Raw genomic sequence first — 21,734 nt, 5'->3', positions numbered from 1 at the left:
CATGGCCGCTCGCACGCCCACGACATCCGGGCGCCGCTGGGGTTCCACCGTCGCCGGTGTGCTCATCCTGTGCGTGATGCTGTTCCCGCTGTACTGGATGCTCAACACCGCGCTCCAGCCCGCCTCGGGTCTGCTCCAGGTCGACCCGGTGCCCGGCAGCCTGGACCTGTCCGGCTTCTCCAAGGCCCTGGACGACCAGGGCGGTCACCTGCTGACCTCGCTGGTCGTCTCGCTCGGCGCGGTCGTCATCTGCCTGGCGGTCTCCGCCCCGGCCGCCTACGGGCTGGCCCGGTTCGGCCTGCGCGGCTCCCGGACGATCGTGTTCGGCACGCTGATCACCCAGATGGTGCCGGGCATCGTCATCGCCAACGCGCTCTACAACTCGTACGTCGACCTCGGCCTGGTCAACTCCTACTTCGGCCTGATGCTGGCGGACGCCTCGCTCGGCATCCCGTTCTCGATCGTGCTGATGCGGTCCTTCATGGTGTCGGTCCCGGGCGAGGTGATCGAGGCGGCGCAGATGGACGGCGCCGGGCCGGTGCGGACGTTCCTGCGGGTGGTGCTGCCGATGAGCCGCAACTCGCTGATCACGTCGGGGCTGTTCGCCTTCCTCTTCTCGTGGAGCGACTTCATGTTCGCGCTCACGCTGAACACCACCGACGACGTCAAGCCGGTCACGCTGGGCATCTACCAGTACATCGGCGCCCACGTCGGCGACTGGGGCTCGGTGATGGCCGCGTCCGTGCTGTCCGCGGTGCCGGCGGCGATCCTGCTCGTGCTCGCCCAGAAGTACATCGCCGCCGGCATCACCGGCGGTTCCGTCAAGTGACCCGCCCCACCGCACACCTGGAAACGGCCTCCATGACTGACTTCCCCGACACCACCGGCTTCCCCGAGTTCCCGCCCGGCTTCGTCTTCGGCGCCGCGACCGCCTCGTACCAGATCGAGGGCGCGGCGCGGGAGGACGGCCGCGGGCCGTCGATCTGGGACACCTACAGCCACACGCCGGGCCGGACGGCGAACGGCGACACCGGAGACGTGGCCTGCGACCACTACCACCGCTACCGGGAGGACGTGGCGCTGCTGCGCGACCTGGGCGTGGACTCGTACCGCTTCTCGATCGCCTGGCCGCGGATCGTGCCCGACGGCTCCGGCCCGGTGAACTCCAAGGGGCTGGACTTCTACTCCCGGCTCGTCGACGAGCTGCTCGCGGCCGGTATCGAGCCGGCCGCCACCCTCTACCACTGGGACCTGCCGCAGGCGCTCGAAGACCGGGGCGGCTGGCGGGTGCGGGAGACGGCGGAGCGGTTCGCCGAGTACGCGGCCGTCGTGGCCGGGCACCTGGGCGACCGGGTGCCGCGCTGGATCACCCTCAACGAGCCGTGGTGCAGCGCCTTCCTCGGCTACTCCGTGGGCCGGCACGCGCCCGGCGCCCAGGAGGGCCGGGGCGCGCTGGCCGCCGCGCACCACCTGCTGGTCGGCCACGGCCTGGCGGTCGGGGCGCTGCGGGCGGCCGGGGTGCGCGAGGTCGGCATCACCCTCAACCTCGACCGCAATCTGCCGGCCGGCGACTCCCCCGCCGACCTCGCGGCCGTGGTCCGCGCCGACACCCAGCACAACCTGGTGTGGACCGAGCCGATCCTCGCGGGCCGCTACCCGGCCACCGAGGAGGAGACCTGGGGCGAGCTGATCACCGGGGCGGACTTCCGGCGGGACGGCGACCTGGAACTGATCTCCCGGCCGCTGGACTTCCTCGGCGTCAACTACTACCGGCCCATCGTGGTCGCCGACGCCCCGCACCGCGAGGCCGACCCGGCACGGCGGGTGGCCACGGACAACCGCTACGCGGAGGTCAGGCTGCCGGGCGTGCGGCACACGGCGATGGACTGGCCGGTGGTCCCCGGCTCCTTCACCGACCTGCTGGTCCAGCTCAAGGAGCGGTACGGGGACGCGCTGCCGCCGGTCCACATCACGGAGAACGGCTCGGCGGAGGACGACACGCTCTCCGCCGACGGCGCGGTGCACGACACCGACCGGGTGGCCTACCTGCGCGACCACCTCACCGCGCTGCGCGCCGCGATGGACGCCGGCGTCGACGTCCGCGGCTACTACGTCTGGTCGCTGCTGGACAACTTCGAGTGGGCCCTCGGCTACGACAAGCGCTTCGGGATCGTCCGGGTCGACTACGACACCCAGCGACGCACACCGAAGGACAGCTACCACTGGTACAAGGCGATGATCGCCGCACAGCGGGGGTGACGCGGGTTCCCGGCCAGGCGCCGCGTCATGGCACCACCCGCGCACCCGGCCGGCCGCGCAGGTGGTGCCGTTGAGGGTGTCTCGCCGGGTTGTGACGCACGCCACCGGCGGTGGCTGTCACACGGCGGCGCGGGCCGGCGTCTCGTGGGTGTGGCGGAGTCGAGTGCGAAGAAGCGGGGGCCGGGCATGGGCGAGCGGGAGACGGGCGGAGCCGGACACCTCGCCGGCGGGGGCCGCGCGGGCTCCCCGACCGAGGCGTTCCTCGCCCACCGCAATCTGCTGTTCACCGTCGCCTACGAGATGCTGGGCTCGGCCGCCGACGCCGAGGACGTCCTCCAGGAGACCTGGCTGCGCTGGGCGGACGTCGACCCGGAGACGGTGCGCAACCAGCGGGCGTACCTGGTCCGGATCGCCACCCGCCAGGCGCTGGCCCGGCTGCGCGCGCTCGCCCGGCGCAAGGAGTCCTACGTCGGTCCCTGGCTGCCCGAGCCGCTGCTGACCGCCCCCGACGTGGCCGAGGACGTCGAGCTGGCCGACAGCGTCTCGATGGCGATGCTGCTGGTGCTGGAGACGCTCACGCCGACCGAGCGGGCGGTGTTCGTGCTCCGCGAGGTGTTCGGCGTGGAGTACGACGAGATCGCCGAGGCCGTCGGCAAGAGCCAGGCCGCCGTCCGTCAGATCACCCGCCGGGCACGCGCGCACGTAGCGGCGCGCCGGCCTCGCGGAGCCGTCTCCGCGGCCGAGACCCGCACCGCGCTGGAGGCGTTCCGGCGGGCGGTCGAAACAGGCGACCTGCAAGGGCTGCTCGACATCCTGGCGCCCGACGTCGTCTTCCTCGGCGACGGCGGCGGAGTCGCCGAGGCCGCGCCGGTGCCGGTCGTGGGCGCGGAGCGGGTCGCCTCGCTGGCCGCCGGGCTGAGCAGGTTCGGCCCCGCCGCGTCGCTGGAGCCCGCCGAGGTCAACGGCTACCCGGCGCTGCTCTTCCGGCTCGACGGCAGGATCGACACCGTGATCGCGGCGCACCTGGACGACGGCCGCGTCACCGGCCTCTACGCCGTCCGCAACCCCGAGAAGCTGTCGCGCATGGACCGCGAGACCGCCCTGCGCCGCTGAACCGCCTCCCCCTGCCCCGCGCCCGTCTTACGGAGTCGTGACGTGCGGGCGCGGCCTCCCGGCCCGGTGCGGCGGCGGGCCTAGCGTGGGGGCATGCGGGTACTGGTCACCGGCGGCGCCGGGTTCATCGGGTCTCATGTGGTCGAGGCGCTGACGGCGCGCGGGCACGAGGCGGTCGTGTTCGACGTGCGTACGGATCCGGCCGCCGACGTGCGGGATCCGGTAGCGGTCGCGCGGGCCGTGGCCGGTGTGGACGCCGTCTGCCATCAGGCCGCGATGGTCGGGCTCGGGGCCGGGTTCGGGGACGCGGCGGAGTACGTCTCCCGCAACGACCTGGGCACCGCCGTACTCCTCGCGGCCATGGCCGAGGCCGGGGTACGGCGCCTCGTGCTGGCCGGGTCGATGGTCGTGTACGGCGAGGGGCGGTACGTGTGCCCGCGCGACGGGGTCGTACGGCCGGGTCCGCGGGCCGTCGCCGATCTGGACGCGGGGCGGTTCGAGCCGAGGTGCCCGGTGTGCGGCGCCGAGCCGCCCCCCGGGCTGGTCGGCGAGGACGCGCCGGCCGATCCGCGCAATGTGTACGCCACGACCAAACTGGCGCAGGAGCACCTGGCCGCCGCCTGGGCCCGGTCGACCGGCGGGTCCGCCGTGTCGCTGCGCTACCACAACGTGTACGGGCCCCGGATGCCCCGCGACACCCCCTACGCCGGCGTCGCCTCCTTCTTCCGGTCCGCGCTCGCCCGGGGCGAGGCACCCCGCGTCTTCGAGGACGGGCGGCAGCGCCGGGACTTCGTGCACGTCCGGGACGTGGCCGCGGCCAACGTCGTGGCGCTGGAGGCGGGGTCCGCGCCGGGCGCGCTGACCGCGTACAACACCGGCAGCGGCGAGCCGCACACCGTCGGGGAGATGGCCCGCGCGCTCGCCGACGCCCACGGCGGTCCCGCGCCGGTCGTCACCGGGGAGTACCGGCTGGGCGACGTACGGCACATCACCGCCGACTCCTCACGCCTGCGGACCGAACTGGGCTGGAAGCCGGAGGTCGGCTTCCAGGAGGGCATGCAGGAGTTCGCGGCCTCGGGGTGACCGGGACGGGGGCGCCCCCTTTCGGACCCCGCCCGGCCGGCGTCGTCCGCCGAAGACCTCGACGCGGCACCTACCGGTCCCCCGGCCGGGGGTGTCGTGCCGGAGGAGGTCTTCCCTGGGGGGCCGCCGGGAGCGTGACCTCGAAGCGGCAGCCGCCGGGGATGTTGTGTACGGTGGCCCGGCCCTGGTGGGCCTCCACGATGCCGCGCACGATGGCGAGGCCGAGGCCCGCGCCGGCCGGCGGGGTGCGGGCGTGGGTGCCGCGCCAGCCGGTGTCGAACACGCGGGGCAGATCCTCCTCCGGGATGCCGCCGCAGCCGTCCGTGACGGAGAGCACCACGCCGTCGGGCGAGCGCTCGGCGGCGACGGCTACGGTGCCGTCGGCGGGCGTCCGGCGGATGGCGTTGACCAGCAGGTTGCCCAGGACGCGGCTCATCTCCTTGGCGTCGACCTCGACCGGGACCGGCTCCACCCGGTCGCCGACCAGCCGTACGCCGTGGGCGCGGGCGAGCGGGTCGGCTCCCGCGAGGGCGTCGCCGACGAGGTCGTAGAGCGAGATCCGGGACGGGCTCAGCGGGAGCGTGCCGGCGTGGATGCGGGAGAGTTCGAAGAGGTCGCCGACCATGCCGTTGAGGCGCTCGACCTCGGTGCGGATCTGCTTCAGATAGCGGTCGGGGTCGTCGGCGACGCCGTCCTCCAGGGCCTCCGACATGGCGCGCAGACCGGCGAGCGGGGTGCGCAGGTCGTGGGAGATCCAGGCGACGAGTTCCCTGCGTGAGGACTCCAGCAGGCGTTCCCGTTCCCGGGACTCGGCGAGTCTCGCGCTGGTGGCCGCCAGCTCGCGGCTCAGTTCGGCCAGTTCGGCGGTGGCCGGGCCCGCGGGGGCGGCGAAGTCGCCGGCCTCGCCGAACGACCGTGCCGCCATGGCGAGTTCGTGACTGCGGGCGACGACCCAGCGGCCCAGTACCAGCGCGGTCGCCAGGGAGACCACGGCCGCCATGGCGACGACCGTCGTCACCACGGTCAGGTCGTGGGGGGACAGGAACATCGCCCGGGCGACGGCGAGGGTGCCGGCGAGCACGCCGCCCACGCCGACCGCCGCGATCACGGCGAGGGACACGGTGAGCGAGCGGCGCCGCAGCAGCCGGAGCGCGGCGGCCCCGGCCAGGCCCGTGACGGCGGCCCCGGCGAAGGCGAGCAGGGCGATGAGGACGGTGTCGCGCACGTCAGCCCTCCCCTTCCGCGCCGCTCGGCTCGAAGCGGTAGCCGACGCCCCACACGGTCTGGATCAGGCGCGGCCGGGCGGGGTCGTCCTCGACCTTGCCGCGCAGCCGGCGGATGTGGACCGTCACGGTGGACAGGTCGCCGAAGTCCCAGCCCCACACCTCGCGCATCAGGTCCTCCCGGCCGTAGGCCCTCCCCGGGTGCCGCAGGAAGAAGGCGAGGAGGTCGAACTCCCGGAGGGTGAGCGCGAGTTCGCTGCCGTTCTTGGTGGCGCGGCGGGCGGCCGGATCGACGGTGACGCCGGCCGCGGTCAGCGGTCCGGTGCCCGTGCCGGGCAGCGCTCGGCGGAGCACGGACTGCACCCGCAGGACCAGTTCGCGGGGGCTGAACGGCTTGGTCACGTAGTCGTCGGCGCCGACCTCCAGACCCGTGATGCGGTCGTCCTCGTCACCGCGTGCGGTGAGCATGACGACGGGGACGGGGGCCCGCGCGCGCAGCCGCCGGCAGACCTCCAGTCCGTCCATGCCGGGCAGCATCAGGTCCAGCACGACCAGGTCCGGCCAGTGGGCGGCGGCGCGGGTGAGGGCGGTGGAGCCGTCGGCGGCGCGGTCGACCACGTATCCGGCGCGGCCGAGGTATCCGGCGACGATCTCGGCGACGGTCGCGTCGTCGTCCACGACCAGGACCCGGGCGGCACCGGGGACGGACCGGGGAGCCGGTGCGGCGGTGTCGGGTGCGGCCCCGTCCCTGGCTGGGCGTCCGGCGGGCACGTGCGGCTGCTGCATGTCTCCAGCCTCGCACCGGGCCGCGGCGGGTGTCGCACCCCTGGCCCGCTCCCGGCCCGGACGTCCGCGTTTCGTAAGCAGCGTCGGCCCGATATGCCCGGTTCCCCTCCGTAGGGTGAACGGCGTGACCCCCTCATCCCCCTCATCGGCGGCGAGCGTGGACGTGGTGCTGCCCTGCCTGGACGAGGCGGAGGCCCTGCCCTGGGTGCTCGCCCGGATCCCGGCGGGCTGGCGTGCCCTCGTGGTCGACAACGGTTCCACCGACGGCTCCGCGGACCTCGCCCGCGCCCTCGGCGCGACCGTCGTGCACGAGCCGCGACGCGGTTTCGGCGCCGCCTGCCACGCCGGGCTGACCGCGGCCACCGCCGACGTCGTGTGCTTCTGCGACTGCGACGCCTCCCTCGACCCCGGGCACCTCGTGTCCTTCGTCCGGGACGTCCTCGACGGCCGGGCCGACCTGGTCCTGGGCCGGCGGCGGGCGCGGACCCGGCGTGCCTGGCCCGCGCACGCCCGGGCGGGCAACTTCGCCCTCGCGCGGCTGCTGCGCCGCCGTACCGGGCTACGGCTGCACGACCTCGGCCCCCTGCGTGCCGCCCGCCGGGAGCCGCTGCTGGCGCTCGGCCTCGACGACCGGCGCAGCGGCTATCCGCTCCAGATGGTGGTGCGCGCGGCCGACGCGGGCTGGCGGATCGCCGAGCGCGACGTGCCGTACCTGCCGCGCACCGGTGCCTCCAAGGTCACGGGCACCTGGCGCGGCACCTGGCAGGCGGTGCGGGACATGAGCCGCGTCCTGGCCGAGCCGCCGGCCGGCGGGAGGACCGCACCGTGACCACGCTGCTGGTGATCGCCAAGGAACCGCTGCCGGGGCGCGTCAAGACGCGGCTCACCCCGCCGTTCAGCCCCGCGGAGGCGGCGGAGCTCGCCGAGGCCGCGCTCGCCGACACCCTGCGTGCCGTCGCGGCGACCCCCGCCACCCGGCGCGTCCTGGTGCTGGACGGGAGCCCCGGCCCCTGGCTGCCGCCCGGCTTCGACGTCGTACCGCAGTGCGCGGGCGGGCTGGACCTGAGGCTCGCCGACGCGTTCGCGCGGTGCGCCGGTCCCGCACTGCTCATCGGCATGGACACCCCGCAGGTGACCCCGGAGCTGCTCACCGTGGACTTCGCGGGGTACGACGCGTGCTTCGGTCCGGCGGAGGACGGCGGCTTCTGGGCGCTGGGCTTGGCCGAGCCCGACCCGGCTCTGCTGCGGGGCGTGCCCATGTCGACGCCGTGGACCGGTGCCGTCCAGCGGCGGCGGCTGGTGGCCGCGGGGCTGCGGGTGCGCGAGCTGCCCCGGCTGCGGGACGTGGACACGGCCGCCGACGCGGTGGCGGTCGCCGGCCGGGCGCCGCACGGCCGGTTCGCCGCCCGGCTGGCCCGGTGCGCCGAGCACCCCTGCGGACCCGGGACCGGGCGATGAGCACCCGGAACCGCAGCCGGGCGAGGAGCGCCCCGCCGGTCGGCCCCTGGGCCGGGGCCGATCCCTACGCCCTCGCCCTGCGCACCGGGCGCGGCCCGCTGTTCCTGCGCCGGACCGACGGCTGGCTGCTGCCGCTGGAGGTCGAGCGCTGGTGCGCGCGGGCGGATCCGGTCGACCGGGCGGTGCTGGACCGGTGCGAGGGTGCCGTGCTCGACGTCGGCTGCGGACCGGGGCGGCTGGTGGCGGAGCTCGCCGCCCGGGGCCGTACCGTCCTCGGCATCGACGTCAGCGAGGCCGCCGTCGACCACACCGTGCGGCTCGGCGGCCAGGCGCTGCGGCGCTCGGTGTTCGAGCCGCTGCCCGGCGAGGGGCGCTGGGGCACCGTGCTGCTCATGGACGGCAACGTCGGCATCGGGGGCGACCCGCGCGCCCTGCTGGACCGGGTGGCCGGGCTGCTGCGGCCCGGCGGTCTGCTGATCGCCGAGACGGCCGCGGTGGACGTCGACGAACGGTCCGAGGTGCAGGTCGTCGACGGCACCGACGTGGACACGGGCGGCCATGGTGCCTTTCCGTGGGCGCGGCTCGGCACCCCGGCCCTGCTGCGGTACGCGGGCCGGGCGGGCTGGCGCACCGCCGGTCAGTGGACGACCGGCCGGCGCCGCTTCGTCGCCCTGCGCAGCCGCAGCCCCCGCAGCGCCAGCAGCAGCGCCGAGCCGGCGAACAGCACCGTGCTGATCAGCAGCCAGCGGGCGAGGAAGCCGTCCGCCGACAGGCCGGTGGCGGACCGGTAGGGCCGGTCCGCCATGCCGGTGATCAGCGGGAACCACACGAGCAGCAGCAGTCCGGACAGGGCGGCCGGGACCCGGACGTACATGGTCCGCTCCCGCCGCCCGGCGGCGCCGAGAGCGCGGACGACCGCCCGGTCCGCCACCGCGTACAGCGGCAGCAGCACGAGATCGTGCAGCAGGGCCGCGCCCACCAGCCACAGCGCCACGGCCCGCCAGTCGCCCGCGAACAGCCGTACGCCGGCATAGCCGGCGAGCGCGAACGAGCAGGCCAGCAGCAGGATCTGCAACGGGCTGCCGAGGGTAGGGCGCGGGCGCATCACAGCTCTCCGAAGGTCAGCCGGGCCACCCACTTGGTGTTGAGCACACCGGGCGCCGCGGGCACGATGATCCGCGCCGGACGTCCGTGGTCGGGGGACAGTGCCTCGCCGTTGACGTACAGGGCGAGCAGGGAGCGCGGGTCGGCCACCTGGTTGGCGCGCAGGGCGGCCCGGCGGAAGGCCCCGCGCCGCTGGAGCGACTCCACGAACAGATCCGGCGGGTCGCCGTCGTACCCGACGAGCGCGGCGAGGTCGCGCAGCCGCACCCCGCGCCACCACTGGTCCTCCGTCGACCAGCCCTCGACGCAGGCGATGGGCAACGCGGAGCTGTGCAGCGGCAGCCGGAGCAGGTCGGCGCGGCTGAGGCGGACCGTTCCGGTGCGGCCGGTGACGACGAGCCGCCACGCCTCCTCGCCGGTCTCCGCCGCGTCGATGCCGGCGTAGGCGGCCGTCTTGTTGATCTGGAAGCCGTTCGGCCCGCCGCCGGGGTCGGCGCCGCCGTGCGGCGCGAGGAGGGCGGTGCGCCGCAGCACTCCCCCGATGCTCTGGCCCGCGGTGGTGACGAGGAGCAGCAGCGAGGCGCCCCCGACGAACCACAGCGCCCCACGCCGGGACACGGTCGGCGGCAGCGGGCGGGGGGACACCAACTCCCCCGGCTGCGGCGCGCGGGGCACCGGCTCCCCCCGTTCCTCGCGCCGTCGGCGCAGGCTTCGTACGGCGGTCGGCAGTTTCAGCGCCGCGTGCGCCAGGAACGCGGCGAAGAAGACCCAGGCGCCGTAGAAGTGCAGCGGGTAGAAGGAGCCGGGGAAGACGTAGTCGAGCTGGACGTTGAGGACGCCGGTGGTGAACTCGAACAGCCCGCCGCCGACGAGGAGGAGCAGGGAGATCCGCTCCAGGGCGTGCGCGAGCGAGCGGGCCGGGGGCAGGGCGAACAGCCTCGGCACGACCGACCAGAGCTTGGCCAGCAGCACCGGGATCAGGGTGATGCCGAGGGTGACGTGCAGGCCCTGGGTGACCCGGTAGAGCCAGTACGGGTTCGTCGGCCAGGCGAAGAGGTAGAAGCCGAGGATGCCCTTGTCCGGCGTCTGGTCGTTCACCCGTGCGAGGTCCGGGTTGTAGGCGGCGTAGGACACCAGGCCCGTCACGAAGAGCACCGTGATGCCCACCAGCAGCACGATGCCGAGCACCGAGGTGAACCAGGGGCCGCGCAGCGGGCTGCGCCAGAAGCCGGGCGAGGAGGGGAGCCGAGGGTCGTCGTCTCGCATGTTTCGACGGTAGGCCGGAACGCGCCGTGACCGCGTCCGGGACCCATGACGAAACGCTGACGTCGGGCCGCCGGTCCCCTCGTTCCCCCGGTCGCCGCCCTAGCGTTCCGGTGTGACCCAGCCTCCCCTGCGTGACCGGTACGCCGGCCTGCGCGCCGATCTCTGTGCCGCGTCGGCCGCCGCCCTGCTCGTCCTCGTCGCCGTGCTGGTCGGCCGGCACATCCAGGACACCCGGCGCACCCTGTTCGTCCACTGGCCGCCGCTGCTGGCCGACTGGGACCCACACCTGGGCCCGGGCACCCCGGCCGCCGTCCTGGTGGCGGTCGCCGTGGTGGCGTACGGGCCCTCCGTCGCCGTACGGCTGCCGTGGCGGGGGCTGCTCCTCGCGGCCTGGGCCGCGGCACTGGCCTGGACCTGGTCGCTGGCGCTGGTCGACGGCTGGCAGCGGGGCGTGGCCGGGCGGCTCACCACCCGCAACGAGTACCTGAGGGTGATCGGCCGCTTCCACGACCTGCCCGCCGCGCTGCGCGACTTCACCCACCACATCGTGAGCGGCTCCCCCGGCCCCTGGCCCGCGCACGTCGCCGGGCATCCCCCGGCGGCCACCGTCACCTTCGTCCTCCTGGACCGGGCCGGGCTGCGCGGCGGCGGCTGGGCCGGTGCCTGGTGCGTCACCGTCGGGGCGACCGCCTGCGTGGCGGTACTGGTGGCGGTGCGGGCGCTGGCCGACGAGCGCCTGGCCCGGCGGGCGGCACCGTTCCTCGTCCTCGCCCCGGCCGCCGTGTGGGTGGGCACCTCGGCCGACGGGTACTTCGCGGCGGTCGCCGCCTGGTCGGTGGCCCTGCTGGCCCTGGCGGTCACCGGACGGTCCGCGGCCTGGGCGGCGGGCAGCGGACTGCTGTACGGCCTGACCTGCTACCTCTCGTACGGCCTGACGCTCTTCGCGCTGATCGGGGCGGCGGTGCCGGCGGCGGGACGGCGCCGGGTGCGACCGGTCCTGATCGTCCTCTTCCTGGCCGGGGCGGCGGTGGTCCCGACGGTGTTCACCCTGGCCGGGTTCGACTGGTGGGAGGGGTACCGGCTGCTGGTGACGCGCTACTACCAAGGCGTCGGCGGCATCCGCCCCTACGGCTACTGGGTGTGGGCCAACCTGGCCTGCACGGTGCTGATCACCGGCCTGGCCACGGCGGCGGGGCTCCGGCGGACGGGCGTCTCCCTCGTCCGCCGCCGCACGGTCCCCCGGGGGGAGTTCCGGCTCGCCCTCCTCGTGGCGGCGGCGCTGCCGGCCCTGCTGGCCGCCGACCTGTCCGGCATGAGCAAGGCGGAGACGGAACGCATCTGGCTGCCCTTCGCGATGTGGCTGCTCCCGGCCTGCGCGCTTCTCCCCCGCCCACGCGGCTGGCTCACCGTCCAGGCAGCGCTCGCGCTCCTGCTGAACCACCTGCTGCTCACCGGCTGGTGACCGGGCCCGGGGGAACGCGCCGGCCGGCCAGCTACCCGTCCGGACCGCCCTCACCGGGTCTTCCGGCCGGCCCGGCTCCGTCCGCCGCCGTCCGTTCCCGGCCGGAGACAGTCCGGCCGGGGCTTCAGGCTGGGGTCATGCCTCCCGGCTGGGCTGCCTCGTGCGGGAGCGGCGGTACAGGAGCGCCCCGCCCATCAGTGAGGCCAGGCTCGCGACGGCCGCCGCCCAAGTGGTCTCCGCGCCGGTCTGCGCGAGGCTGCCGGGCGGCTCGTGCCGTACGACGGGCGGGGTCGGGTGGGTGGCGGGCGGCTCCTGCGGCCGAGGGGGCTCGGAACGCACCGGCGGAGCGACCGGGGGTTCCTGCGGCTTGGGCGGGGTGGCCCGGCCGGGCTCCTGGGGGTGGTCGCCCGGGACGTTCGCGGACGTGTTGCCGAAGACGGGGTTGCCGACGCCGACCACGTTCACGCTGTTGCCGCTGACGTTGACCGGCAGGTCGACCGGCAACTGGAGCCCGTTGCCGGAGGCCAGGCCCGGGGAGTCCTGTGTGCGGGCGTGGGCCGTCGCCCCGCCCGGCGCCGCGGGCCGCTCCTTCCCCCCGGTGCCGCCGCCGCCCTTGTTGGCGCACGTGTTGCCCATGGCGGGGTTGAGCAGCCCCGCCACGTTCACGGTGTTGCCGCAGACGTTCACCGGGAGGTGCACCGGCAACTGGATGCCGTTGCCCGAGATCAGCCCGGGCGAGCCGCCCGCGGAACCCTGCGCGGCGGAGTCGGCGTGCACCGGTCCCGCCACTGCCATCGCGCCGGACGCGGCGGCGATGGCGATCACACTGTTTCGGGTAGCCCGTTTCATCGGTTCCCAGCCCTTCCAGACACGGTCGCGGGCACTCACCCGCACCGGAGGAAACGCCGCCGTAAACACGCAAGTTATGGTTTTTCAGCCTTTTGCCCTATACCGCCGCCGGCGGACGTCCTCGCGCGGCCGTCGCGCCCGAGAGCCGTACGGGGGTTCGGCAGGGACATGGCCGCGCGCCTTCGGGTACTCGGACGGTGGTCGTGGCGACGCTTGTCGTACCGCCTCTCCCGTTTCTAGGAGCTCTCGACATGACAGACGCAGCAGGCACCGCTCCCGCCTCCGGAGACGACCGGAGGATCCTGACCAACCGGCAGGGCCACCCCGTCCACGACAACCAGAACCAGCGCACCGTCGGCGCCCGTGGGCCCGCGACGCTGGAGAACTACCAGTTCCTGGAGAAGATCAGCCACTTCGACCGGGAACGCATCCCCGAACGGGTGGTCCACGCCCGCGGGGTGACGGCGTACGGCTTCTTCGAGGCGTACGGCGCCTGGGGCGACGAGCCGATCGGCCGCTACACGCGCGCGAAGCTGTTCCAGGAGCGCGGCAAGCGCACCGACGTCGCCGTCCGCTTCTCCACCGTCATCGGCGGCCGTGACTCCTCGGAGGCGGCGCGCGACCCGCGTGGCTTCGCCGTCAAGTTCTACACGGAGGACGGCAACTGGGACCTCGTCGGCAACAACCTGGGCGTCTTCTTCATCCGGGACGCCATCAAGTTCCCGGACGTCATCCACGCCCTGAAGCCGGACCCGGTGGACTTCGAGCAGAAGCCGAACCGGATCTTCGACTTCATGTCGCAGACGCCCGAGGCCATGCACATGCTGGTCAACCTGTTCAGCCCGCGCGGTATCCCCGCCGACTACCGCCACATGCAGGGTTTCGGCGTGAACACCTACAAGTGGGTGAACGCCGAGGGCAACACCGTGCTCGTCAAGTACCACTGGATGCCCAAGCAGGGCGTGCGCTCGATGACCGAGGAGGACGCGGCCAACGTCCAGGCCGGCTTCCTCGGTCACGCCACCAAGGACCTGTACGAGGCCGTCGAGCGGGGTGAGTACCCCGAGTGGGAGCTGCTCGTGCAGGTCATGGAGGACCACGAGCACCCCGAACTCGACTTCGATCCGCTGGACGACACCAAGACCTGGCCGGAGCAGGACTTCCCGCCGAAGCCGGTGGGCCGGATGGTGCTGGACCGGATGCCGGAGAACTTCTTCGCGGAGAACGAGCAGATCTCCTTCGGCACCGGTGTACTCGTCGACGGACTGGACTTCTCCGACGACAAGATGCTCGTCGGCCGGACCTTCTCCTACAGCGACACCCAGCGCTACCGGGTCGGCCCCAACTACCTCCAACTGCCGGTCAACCAGGCGAAGAACGCCCGGGTGCGCACCAACCAGCGCGACGGGCTGATGACGTACCACGTCGACGGCGCCGGGGAGAACCCGAGCGTCAACTACGAGCCGTCGATCCGGGGCGGCCTTCGCGAGGCGGAGTATCCGGCGCACGACGAGCAGGGCCCGGAGATCCGCGGCCGGCTCACCCGCAAGCGCATCCCCCGTACCAACGACTACCTCCAGGCGGGCCAGCGGTACCTGCTCATGGAGCAGTGGGAGCGCGACGACCTGGTACGGAACCTGGTGGGTCAGCTCTCCCGGTGCGACCGGTCCGTCCAGGAGCGGATGGTGTGGCACTTCCTGCTGGTGGAGAACGACCTCGGGCTGCGGGTCGGCGAGGGCCTCGGCCTCCGCCCGGAGGACGTCGCGGACCTGGAGCCGCTGGCCAGCCAGGACCTCACCGAGGAGGACAAGGAGCGGCTGGCGAACCTCGGCAAGAACCCGCCGCGGAACGTCGAGGGCCTCACCATGACGCACTGCGTCCCGGACGCGCGCCATGAGGTGACGCGGTGACCCGCTGAGCCCGCACCCCTGAGGCGCCGGAACGCCTGGCGGCCGGGAACGCCTGGCGGCCCGGAGCGCCGGTCAGCCCACGACGGGCGCCGCCCCCGGCTCGGCCACGAGCCGGGCGTGGCGCCCGCGCGGGCAGTGCACGATCCGGTCGCCGAGGCCGAGCCGATCGGCCTCGGTCAGGAAGGCGGACAGGGGGGAGCGCATCACCGTGTACTCCTCGTAGTGCACGGGCAGCACGGCGCGGGGACCGAGGCGCCGGGCCAGTTCCGCGCCCTGCCGGCCGTCCATGGTGACCAGGAAGCCGCCGGGGAGCGTGGTACCGCCCAGGTGCAGGACGGCCAGGTCGGCGGCCGGGAAGCGGCGGGTGATCTCGTCGAGGCCGTCGTACGGCAGGGTGTCGCCGGAGACGTACAGCCGCAGCCGCGGCGGGCCGCCCGCCGGACCGAGCTCGATCATGCTGCCCATCACCGGGGGCAGCAGCCCCCGCAGCACCGGATGTCCGGCGTGCCGTCCGGGCAGCGCCGTGACCGTGGCCTGGACCGGGCCCTGCCGGAGGGTGACTCCCCGCCAGGTGTGCAGTCCGGCCACCCGCTCGCGTCCGTGCAGCACCTTCAGGCGGCGCGCGGCGTGCGGGGTGCTCAGCACCGGGACCGAGCGGTCCAGGAGGCGTCGGGACCGGCGGTCCCAGTGGTCCCCGTGCAGGTGGGACAGCACGATCCCGTCGAGTCGGGGCAGGTCCTCCGGTTCCAGCGCGGGCTCGGTCAGGCGCCGGCTCAGCAGGCCCTTGCCGAGATAGGCGTACTGGCCGAGGTGCAGGAAGTTCGGGTCGGTGAGCAGGGTCAGCGGCCCGTAGCGCAGCAGAACGGTCGCGTTGCCGAGGAAGTGCAGGTCGACCGTGTCGTCGGTGGGTGGGTCCGTGGTACCGGGCATGGTTACGTCGCCCTTCCGTCCGAGCCGTCGCGGGTACCCGCACCCTCGCGGGCGTGCCGGGTCCCTCCCGTCCCGGGCGGGTACCCCTGGCGGCGGACGGCATGAGAGGACCTGTTCCGGCCGGCCGGTTCCGTCGCCGTACCACCCGCCTGCGCACAGATGGCCGAGCGTGCCGCAGCGGTGGGGCCGGGGAGCTGGTAGCTCTCGTAGGGCAGCCGCTGCCGTACCCGCTCGACCGAGGGACCCCGAGGAACCGACCGAGACGAGGAGCGATGACGACCACCGTGCGCGAGACCGGAGCCGAGACCGCGCCGCCCAGCCTCCGACTGCCCGGCCTCCTGCTGGGAGTGGGGCTCGGCGGATTCGCCGACGGCATCCTGCTGCACCAGCTCCTCCAGTGGCACCACATGCTGACCAGCACCGACCACGACCACATCGGCGTGAAGTACTACGACCCCCACACCGTCTCCGGACTGGAGATGAACACCGTGTGGGACGGCGTCTTCCACACCGTCTGCTGGCTCGCCGTCCTCGGCGGCCTCGCCGTCCTGTACGCACGGGTGACCACGGGCCGGCGCGAGGTGTGGGCCTCACGGGTGCTCTGGGGCTGGGTGCTGTCGGGCTGGGGCCTGTTCAACCTCGTGGAGGGCGTCCTCGACCATCACGTTCTGGGCATCCACCACGTCCACGGCGGCCCCTACCAGGTGTGGTGGGACATCAGCTTCCTCGTGCTCGGTGCGCTGCTGCTGGCGGGCGGCCTGCTCCTGCGGCGCGGCGCCCGGCCCTTCGATCCGGCCGCGCCCCGCGCCGCACGGCCGGGACACGCCGTCTGATGGCCGACGGCACCCCGCACCTGCACACGCATCACGTGGAGAGCGGTGGCGCGTGGGAGGTCCTGCTCCCCGTCCTGGCCCTGCTGGCGTGCGCGGGCGGATATCTGCTGCTGGCGCGCCGGGTCCGCCGCCGCAACCCCGTACGGGGCTGGAACCCCTGGCGCACGGCCGGTTTCTGCACGGGCCTCCTCCTGTTGGCGGCGGCGCTGCTGCCTCCTGTCGCCGCCTTCGCCCACCGTGACTTCCGCGGCCACATGGCCCAGCACATGCTCATCGGCATGTACGCGCCACTCGCCCTGGTGCTCGGGGCCCCGATGACCCTCGCGCTGCGCGCCCTGCCGGCACCCCACGCCCGCCGCCTCACCGCGTTCCTGCACAGCGGCCGGGCCCGGCTGCTCGCCCACCCGGTGACCGGTCTGCTGCTGTCCACCGGCAGCCTCGCGCCGCTGTACTTCACCCCGTTCTACGACGCCGTCACGGCCCGCCCGGCCGGGCACTGGCTGCTGCACGCGCACTTCCTGCTGGCGGGCTGCCTGTTCGCGCACGCCGTCGCCGGACCCGATCCCGCCCCGGCCCGCCCCGGTGTGCGCGCCCGGCTGGTCTGCCTGGGCTGCGCCATCGCGGTGCACGCGAGCGTCGCACAGCTGATGTACGGCGGCTTCTGGGTGGCCGTCGGCGCTCCGGTCCCCCAGGTCCGGGGCGCTGCCGAGATCATGTACTACGGCGGTGACATCGCCGAACTCCTGCTGGCGGCGGCCCTGGTCGCCACCTGGCGCCCCGCACGCGGCGCGGTCACCAGGCACGCGGTGCGCCCCGCGCAGTAGAGGCGCGGCAGGCATGCCGACCGGCACGGCCAGGAGGCGGCACCCCGAGCATTCAGGGCCCCTGCCCTCCCGGGCTCTCCGGCAGACCCCGCGTCTCCGCGGACCGGACCGGCACCGGCCCGCGCGGTCCGGGCACAGCCGCCCAGCCGCTGCGTCGTCACAGCGGTGTCGCCGCGTGCAGGACCAGGAAGAGGGTGACAGCGGAGCTCGCCGACGACATCGCCGACACCAGCGCCCCGGCGGCGGCGCCCCAGGCGGCCAGGCCGACCGAGGTGAACGCCGACGGCCAGGTACGGGCCGCGGGGGCGGGGGCCAGCAGCGCGGCCACCCGGCGCGGCACGGGACCGGTCGCCGCCAGCGCGGCCACGGTCGGCACCGGTATGCGCGGGGACAGCAGGGCCGCCTTGCCGATGGCACGGGCGACCGTGCGCCGGTCACCGACCGCGCGGGCCGCCTCCTCGTCCGCCCACCGCTCGGCCGTGTAGACGACGGCGGTGCGCAGCGGTCTGAGGAACGGGTTGGCACGGGCCGCCAGGTGCGCGGCGAGCAGGTGGCGGTGGTGACGGGCGGTCAGGTGGGCGCGTTCGTGGGCGAACAGGGCGCGCCGCTCGGCGGGTGCCAGTCCGGCCAGCAGGGCCGTGCTGACGACGATCCGGCCCCGTCCCCGGCTGCGGCTCGCGGGGAGGGCGTACGCGTACGGGGTGCCGTCCGGGAGGACCGCGACCGTGGACCCCGGCACCCCGGCCAGCGCGCGGTGGGCGCGGTACGTGACCCGGTGGTGCCGCCACAGGGTGCGGGCGCAGGCCGCGGCGACGACGGCGAGCGCGGGGATGGCGGCCCGGCCGGCCACCTCGTCGTGCGGGACGGCGGCCCGCACCTCCGGGTCGGACCAGCCGTCCGGCAGGGGGTTGCCGGGCAGTTGGGCGGTGCCGACCACCATGAGCAGGGCCAGGCACAGCGTGCTGCACCCGGCCATGACGACGGCGACCGCGGTCAGCAGCCGGGTCGCGGTGCGCGGGTGCAGCCGGGTCTCGGCGAGCCGGGCGACGGGCCACGCGGACAGCGGCAGCACCAGCGGCAGGAAGACGAAGAGCCCCATGAGCGGTCAGTCCTCCGTGCCGCCGGTGTCCGGGCCCGGGATGTCGAGCAGCGTCCGCAGCACCTGTTCGTCGCCGGGCGGCAGGGCGGTGACGAAGCTGGCGAGGACCGCCTCGCGGTCGCGTTCGCCGTCCAGCAGGCGGCGCATGCGCAGCGCGGCCAGCCGGGCCACGTCGGCCGTGGGCGTCCACAGGAAGGACCGGCCGTGCCGTTCGCGGGAGACGACGTCCTTGGCGAGCAGCCGGGTCAGGATGGTGACGACGGTGGTGTAGGCGAGGTCGCCGCCGAGGCGCTCCTGCACCCACGCCGCGGTGACCGGTCCGTCCGCCTCGCGCAGCGCGCCGAGGACCTGGCCCTCCAGCTCCCCCTGCCCGCGCCTCCGGGCCCGGCCGTCTTCCCTCGTCATCCGTGGTTCCTCCCCCGTCTTCTCTCGCTCGCTCACCCGCCGTTCCACGCTACTTCACGCCACTGACACTCCCGTACGTGCGGCGCCCGCGCCGGTGCGCGATCTCGCCGAGGAGGATGTCGACGGCGAGGGAACAGGCCAGCGGGATGCCGAACAGGACACGGACCAGCCGAGCACGGCGACGGCCGCGCTGCCACCACATCGGCGAGCGCGAGCAGCGCGAGGGCGATCTGGTCGGCTTGTCCGAAGAGGACGCCGGTGTGCACAGGTCGATGCCCCAGCGGGTGAGCTTGGCGAGCACCGGATGGCCGGCGAACCGCAGCTCGTCGGTGACCCGGCCGGTGGCGGGGTCGACGGCGACGGCGTCCTGCTTCTCGGGCAGGCTCCCTAGGCGCCGTCCGCAGCCGGAGCGCGCCCACGGGGTCGCCGACGGCCGCGGCCGTCGAGACGGACGGGGTGGCCCGGCCGAGCGAAGCGCGCAGCGCGTCGGTGTGCGCGCCGCCCTCGACGCCGGAGAGCAGCACCCGGGCCGTGACGCCGGCCTCGGGCGCGGGGCGGACGGCCGCGACGGTGCCCTCCGGGCGGCCCTTGCGGGCGGCGGCCACCTGGACGGAGGCGGGCAGTTCGCGCTCGCCGGCCGGAACGGTCGGCTCATGGCCGCGCACGAGTCTCTCGGCCTGGAAGGAGCCCGCGTACAGCAGGCCGGTGACGGTGGCGGTCAGCGGGAAGGGCGCGACGAGCACACCGGCGCAGAAGTGCCGGCGCAGCACGCGGGAGTGCCCGGCGACCGCGGGTGGCGGGGCGGGACGCCTCGGCCGGGGTGGCCGAGGGAGCGGTGGTCGTCGGCGGGTGTCCCCGGGACGCGAAAGTCGCGGGCGGTCCAGTGGTCGGACCGCGAAAGGGCTGAGTTCCCCGGGGTGTTGGTGACCTGTGCCACAGGAGTCGGCGGGCGGGCGTGGCATCCTGACGCGATGGCACCTCCCCGTGATCACGCACCGCTCGCCGAGCGGGTCGAGGAACTCCTCGCCGCAGGCGGCCCCTTGCCCATCGTCGCGGCCGGACAGCCGGTGCTGCGGCGCGGCACCGAGCCGTACGACGGCCAGCTCGGCCCCGCGCTGCTGGCCCGGTTCGTCGAGGCCCTGCGCGTCACCATGCACGCGGCCCCCGGCGTGGGCCTCGCCGCCCCGCAGGTCGGTGTGCCGCTGCGGATCGCGGTCATCGAGGACCCGGCGCAGGTGCCCGAGGAGGTGGCGCTCGCCCGGGGACGGGTGCCACAGCCCTTCCGGGTCCTGGTCAACCCCTCGTACGAGCCCGTCGGCACCGCCAGGGCCGCGTTCTTCGAGGGCTGCCTGAGCGTGCCGGGATGGGTCGCGGTGGTGGCCCGGCACGCCGAGGTGCGGCTGCGCGGCGCGGACGAACACGGCCGCGCGCTGGACGAGGTGTTCACCGGCTGGCCGGCCCGGATCGTCCAGCACGAGACGGACCACCTCGACGGCACGCTGTACCTGGACCGTGCGGAGCCGCGCTCGCTGTCCACCGCCGAGGCGGCGCTGGCCCTGTGGGCCCAGCCGACGCCGGAGGCGGCGGCCGAGGCCCTGGGCTTCGAACTGCCGTAGCCCGCCGCTCAGTTGTCCCGGTAGGCCTCCAGCAGCCGCAGCCACACCTCGCTCAGCGTCGGGTACGACGGGACGACGTGCCACAGCCGGCCGACCGGGACGTGTCCCGCGACCGCGACGGTGGCCGAGTGGATGAGTTCGCCGACGCCGGGGCCGACGAAGGTGACCCCGCGCAGGATCTCGTCCTCCAGGTCCACGACCATCCGGGCACGGCCCTTGTAGCCGTCGCCGTACAGGCCGGCGCCGGCGACGGAGGAGAACTCCACGTCGACGGCGCGGACGCGGTGGCCGGCCTGTTCCGCCTCGGCGAGGGAGAGCCCGACCGCGGCGGCCTCCGGGTCGGTGAAGACGACCTGGGGCACGGCGTGGTGGTCGGCGGTGGCCGCGTGGGCGCCCCAGGGCTCCTCCGCGACCGTGCCGCCGGTGGCGCGGGCGCCGATGGCGGCACCGGCGATGCGGGCCTGGTACTTGCCCTGGTGGGTGAGGAGGGCGCGGTGGTTGACGTCGCCGACCGCGTACAGCCAGTCGGTACCGGTCACGCGCATGCTGTCGTCGACGTCCAGCCAGGAGCCGGGTTCCAGGCCGACCGTGTCCAGGCCGATGTCGTCGGTGTGCGGGACGCGGCCGGTGGCGAAGAGGATCTCGTCGCCCTCGATCCGGTCACCGGCGGAGGTGACGGCCACGACCGTGCCGTTCTCGCGGCTGACGGACTCCACGGAGGTGCCGGTGCGCAGGTCGACGCCCGCCTCGGTGAGGGCCTCGGCGACCAGTTCCCCGGCGAACGGCTCCATGCGGTTCAGCAGGCCCTTGCCGCGCACCAGCATGGTGACCCGGGAGCCGAGGGCCTGCCAGGCGCTGGCCATCTCGGTGGCGACGACACCGCCGCCGACGACGATCAGCCGGCCCGGGACCGCCTGGGCGCTGGTCGCCTCACGGCTGGTCCAGGGCTTGACCTCGGCAAGTCCGGGCAGGTCGGGCAGCTGGGCCCGGGTGCCGGTGGACACGGCGACGGCGTGCCGGGCGGTGAGGGTGGTGACCGTCCCGTCGGATCCGGTGACCGTGACCGTGCGGGGCCCGGCCAGCCGGCCCTGGCCGCGGTACAGGACGGCGCCGGTGCCCTCCAGCCAGCCGACCTGGCCGTCGTCCTTCCAGTCGGCGGTGAAGTAGTTCCGGCGGGCCAGCACGGCCGGGGCGTCGAGCGGGCCCTGGACCGCCTGGGCGAGGCCGGGCAGGCGGCGGGCGTCGGCCTGCGCGATGACCGGCCTGAGCAGGGCCTTGCTGGGCATACACGCCCAGTACGAGCATTCGCCGCCGAGCAGTTCGCTCTCCACGAGGGCCGTGGTGAGGCCGGCCGCGCGGGTGCGGTCGGCGACGTTCTCCCCCACGGGTCCGCCCCCGATCACCACGACGTCGTAAGCGATGGATTCCGTTTCCGTCATGCAGTCAGTCTGGTGGGTGGTGTGCGCGCTGGCCACACGGGTACGCGCGCGGAACACGGGCGTGCACGGGTGGAA

At 74.6% G+C, this 21,734-nt stretch carries 21 protein-coding genes; 12 read left to right on the top strand and 9 right to left on the bottom strand.

Translation table 11 applies throughout. The features are described 5' to 3' along the window. The first annotated feature begins 1 nt into the window (after position 1). From IE294_RS17800 to IE294_RS17785, 4 genes are all read left to right on the top strand, one after another. Positions 2–829 (top strand): carbohydrate ABC transporter permease, encoded by an 828-nt coding sequence (locus tag IE294_RS17800; protein WP_189887178.1) that lies wholly within the window; start codon positions 2–4, stop codon positions 827–829. A gap of 32 nt (positions 830–861) precedes the next feature. Beyond that, positions 862–2,259, top strand: a complete 1,398-nt coding sequence (locus tag IE294_RS17795; protein WP_189887176.1) for a GH1 family beta-glucosidase — start codon at positions 862–864, stop codon at positions 2,257–2,259. A 144-nt stretch (positions 2,260–2,403) separates the two neighbouring features. Beyond that, a complete protein-coding gene (locus tag IE294_RS17790) occupies positions 2,404–3,372 on the top strand; it encodes an RNA polymerase sigma-70 factor (protein WP_189887174.1) in 969 nt (322 codons plus the stop codon). 93 nt (positions 3,373–3,465) lie between these two features. Next, entirely contained in the window at positions 3,466–4,455 is a 990-nt protein-coding gene (locus tag IE294_RS17785) for an NAD-dependent epimerase/dehydratase family protein (RefSeq protein WP_189887171.1), read from the top strand. A 70-nt stretch (positions 4,456–4,525) separates the two neighbouring features. Here the strand turns inward: IE294_RS17785 and IE294_RS17780 are convergent, their stop codons facing one another. Further along, complete coding sequence (locus IE294_RS17780) at positions 4,526–5,680, bottom strand: sensor histidine kinase (RefSeq protein ID WP_189887169.1); 1,155 nt, start codon at positions 5,678–5,680, stop codon at positions 4,526–4,528. A gap of 1 nt (position 5,681) precedes the next feature. After that, entirely contained in the window at positions 5,682–6,464 is a 783-nt protein-coding gene (locus tag IE294_RS17775; protein WP_229917195.1) for a response regulator transcription factor, read from the bottom strand. A gap of 124 nt (positions 6,465–6,588) precedes the next feature. On the opposite strand from IE294_RS17775, the gene IE294_RS17770 reads away from it, so the two are divergent. Genes IE294_RS17770 through IE294_RS17760 form a run of 3 tightly spaced genes read left to right on the top strand, consistent with a single transcriptional unit; the run spans position 6,589 to position 8,713 of the window. Next, positions 6,589–7,293 (top strand): glycosyltransferase family 2 protein, encoded by a 705-nt coding sequence (locus tag IE294_RS17770; RefSeq protein WP_229917194.1) that lies wholly within the window; start codon positions 6,589–6,591, stop codon positions 7,291–7,293. Continuing rightward, entirely contained in the window at positions 7,290–7,922 is a 633-nt protein-coding gene (locus tag IE294_RS17765) for a TIGR04282 family arsenosugar biosynthesis glycosyltransferase (RefSeq protein ID WP_189887167.1), read from the top strand. Before IE294_RS17770 ends, IE294_RS17765 begins: the two co-directional genes overlap by 4 nt. Continuing rightward, the gene (locus IE294_RS17760) at positions 7,919–8,713 is read left to right on the top strand and encodes a class I SAM-dependent methyltransferase (protein ID WP_189887165.1); all 795 of its coding nucleotides are present in this window, start codon (positions 7,919–7,921) and stop codon (positions 8,711–8,713) included. The genes IE294_RS17765 and IE294_RS17760 overlap by 4 nt, the downstream gene beginning before the upstream one ends. 313 nt (positions 8,714–9,026) lie before the next feature. On the opposite strand, the gene IE294_RS17755 is transcribed toward IE294_RS17760, so the two are convergent. Then, positions 9,027–10,292: a molybdopterin-dependent oxidoreductase gene (locus tag IE294_RS17755; RefSeq protein WP_189887163.1), complete on the bottom strand. Its 1,266-nt coding sequence runs from the start codon at positions 10,290–10,292 to the stop codon at positions 9,027–9,029. 112 nt (positions 10,293–10,404) lie between these two features. Between IE294_RS17755 and IE294_RS17750 the strand changes: the two genes are divergently transcribed. Further along, positions 10,405–11,754, top strand: coding sequence for a hypothetical protein (locus tag IE294_RS17750; RefSeq protein ID WP_189887161.1), 1,350 nt, complete (start codon positions 10,405–10,407; stop codon positions 11,752–11,754). A gap of 135 nt (positions 11,755–11,889) precedes the next feature. Here the strand turns inward: IE294_RS17750 and IE294_RS17745 are convergent, their stop codons facing one another. Next, positions 11,890–12,603 (bottom strand): chaplin, encoded by a 714-nt coding sequence (locus tag IE294_RS17745; protein WP_306433454.1) that lies wholly within the window; start codon positions 12,601–12,603, stop codon positions 11,890–11,892. A gap of 251 nt (positions 12,604–12,854) precedes the next feature. Between IE294_RS17745 and IE294_RS17740 the strand changes: the two genes are divergently transcribed. After that, positions 12,855–14,513, top strand: a complete 1,659-nt coding sequence (locus tag IE294_RS17740; RefSeq protein WP_189887156.1) for a catalase — start codon at positions 12,855–12,857, stop codon at positions 14,511–14,513. Between the two features lie 72 nt (positions 14,514–14,585). Here the strand turns inward: IE294_RS17740 and IE294_RS17735 are convergent, their stop codons facing one another. Next, the gene (locus IE294_RS17735) at positions 14,586–15,443 is read right to left on the bottom strand and encodes an MBL fold metallo-hydrolase (RefSeq protein ID WP_189887154.1); all 858 of its coding nucleotides are present in this window, start codon (positions 15,441–15,443) and stop codon (positions 14,586–14,588) included. 272 nt (positions 15,444–15,715) lie between these two features. Between IE294_RS17735 and IE294_RS17730 the strand changes: the two genes are divergently transcribed. Then, positions 15,716–16,276 (top strand): DUF2243 domain-containing protein, encoded by a 561-nt coding sequence (locus IE294_RS17730; RefSeq protein ID WP_189887152.1) that lies wholly within the window; start codon positions 15,716–15,718, stop codon positions 16,274–16,276. Beyond that, complete coding sequence (locus IE294_RS17725; RefSeq protein ID WP_189887150.1) at positions 16,276–17,100, top strand: cytochrome c oxidase assembly protein; 825 nt, start codon at positions 16,276–16,278, stop codon at positions 17,098–17,100. The genes IE294_RS17730 and IE294_RS17725 overlap by 1 nt, the downstream gene beginning before the upstream one ends. Before the next feature lie 157 nt (positions 17,101–17,257). Here IE294_RS17725 and IE294_RS17720 read toward each other — a convergent pair whose 3' ends face one another. Genes IE294_RS17720 through IE294_RS49675 form a run of 3 tightly spaced genes read right to left on the bottom strand, consistent with a single transcriptional unit; the run spans position 17,258 to position 18,905 of the window. Beyond that, positions 17,258–18,199: a M56 family metallopeptidase gene (locus IE294_RS17720; RefSeq protein WP_189887148.1), complete on the bottom strand. Its 942-nt coding sequence runs from the start codon at positions 18,197–18,199 to the stop codon at positions 17,258–17,260. A gap of 6 nt (positions 18,200–18,205) precedes the next feature. Next, positions 18,206–18,604, bottom strand: coding sequence for a BlaI/MecI/CopY family transcriptional regulator (locus IE294_RS17715; RefSeq protein ID WP_189887147.1), 399 nt, complete (start codon positions 18,602–18,604; stop codon positions 18,206–18,208). A 49-nt stretch (positions 18,605–18,653) separates the two neighbouring features. Beyond that, positions 18,654–18,905, bottom strand: coding sequence for a hypothetical protein (locus IE294_RS49675; RefSeq protein ID WP_189887145.1), 252 nt, complete (start codon positions 18,903–18,905; stop codon positions 18,654–18,656). A 670-nt stretch (positions 18,906–19,575) separates the two neighbouring features. Here IE294_RS49675 and IE294_RS17705 point away from each other — a divergent pair. Beyond that, complete coding sequence (locus IE294_RS17705; protein WP_189887143.1) at positions 19,576–20,220, top strand: peptide deformylase; 645 nt, start codon at positions 19,576–19,578, stop codon at positions 20,218–20,220. Between the two features lie 8 nt (positions 20,221–20,228). Here the strand turns inward: IE294_RS17705 and IE294_RS17700 are convergent, their stop codons facing one another. Beyond that, complete coding sequence (locus IE294_RS17700; RefSeq protein ID WP_189887141.1) at positions 20,229–21,659, bottom strand: dihydrolipoyl dehydrogenase family protein; 1,431 nt, start codon at positions 21,657–21,659, stop codon at positions 20,229–20,231. Between the last annotated feature and the right edge of the window lie 75 nt (positions 21,660–21,734).

Source organism: Streptomyces canarius (genome assembly GCF_014650735.1).
Taxonomy (GTDB): domain Bacteria; phylum Actinomycetota; class Actinomycetes; order Streptomycetales; family Streptomycetaceae; genus Streptomyces; species Streptomyces olivaceoviridis.
This window is presented reverse-complemented; position numbering and strand designations above follow the sequence as displayed.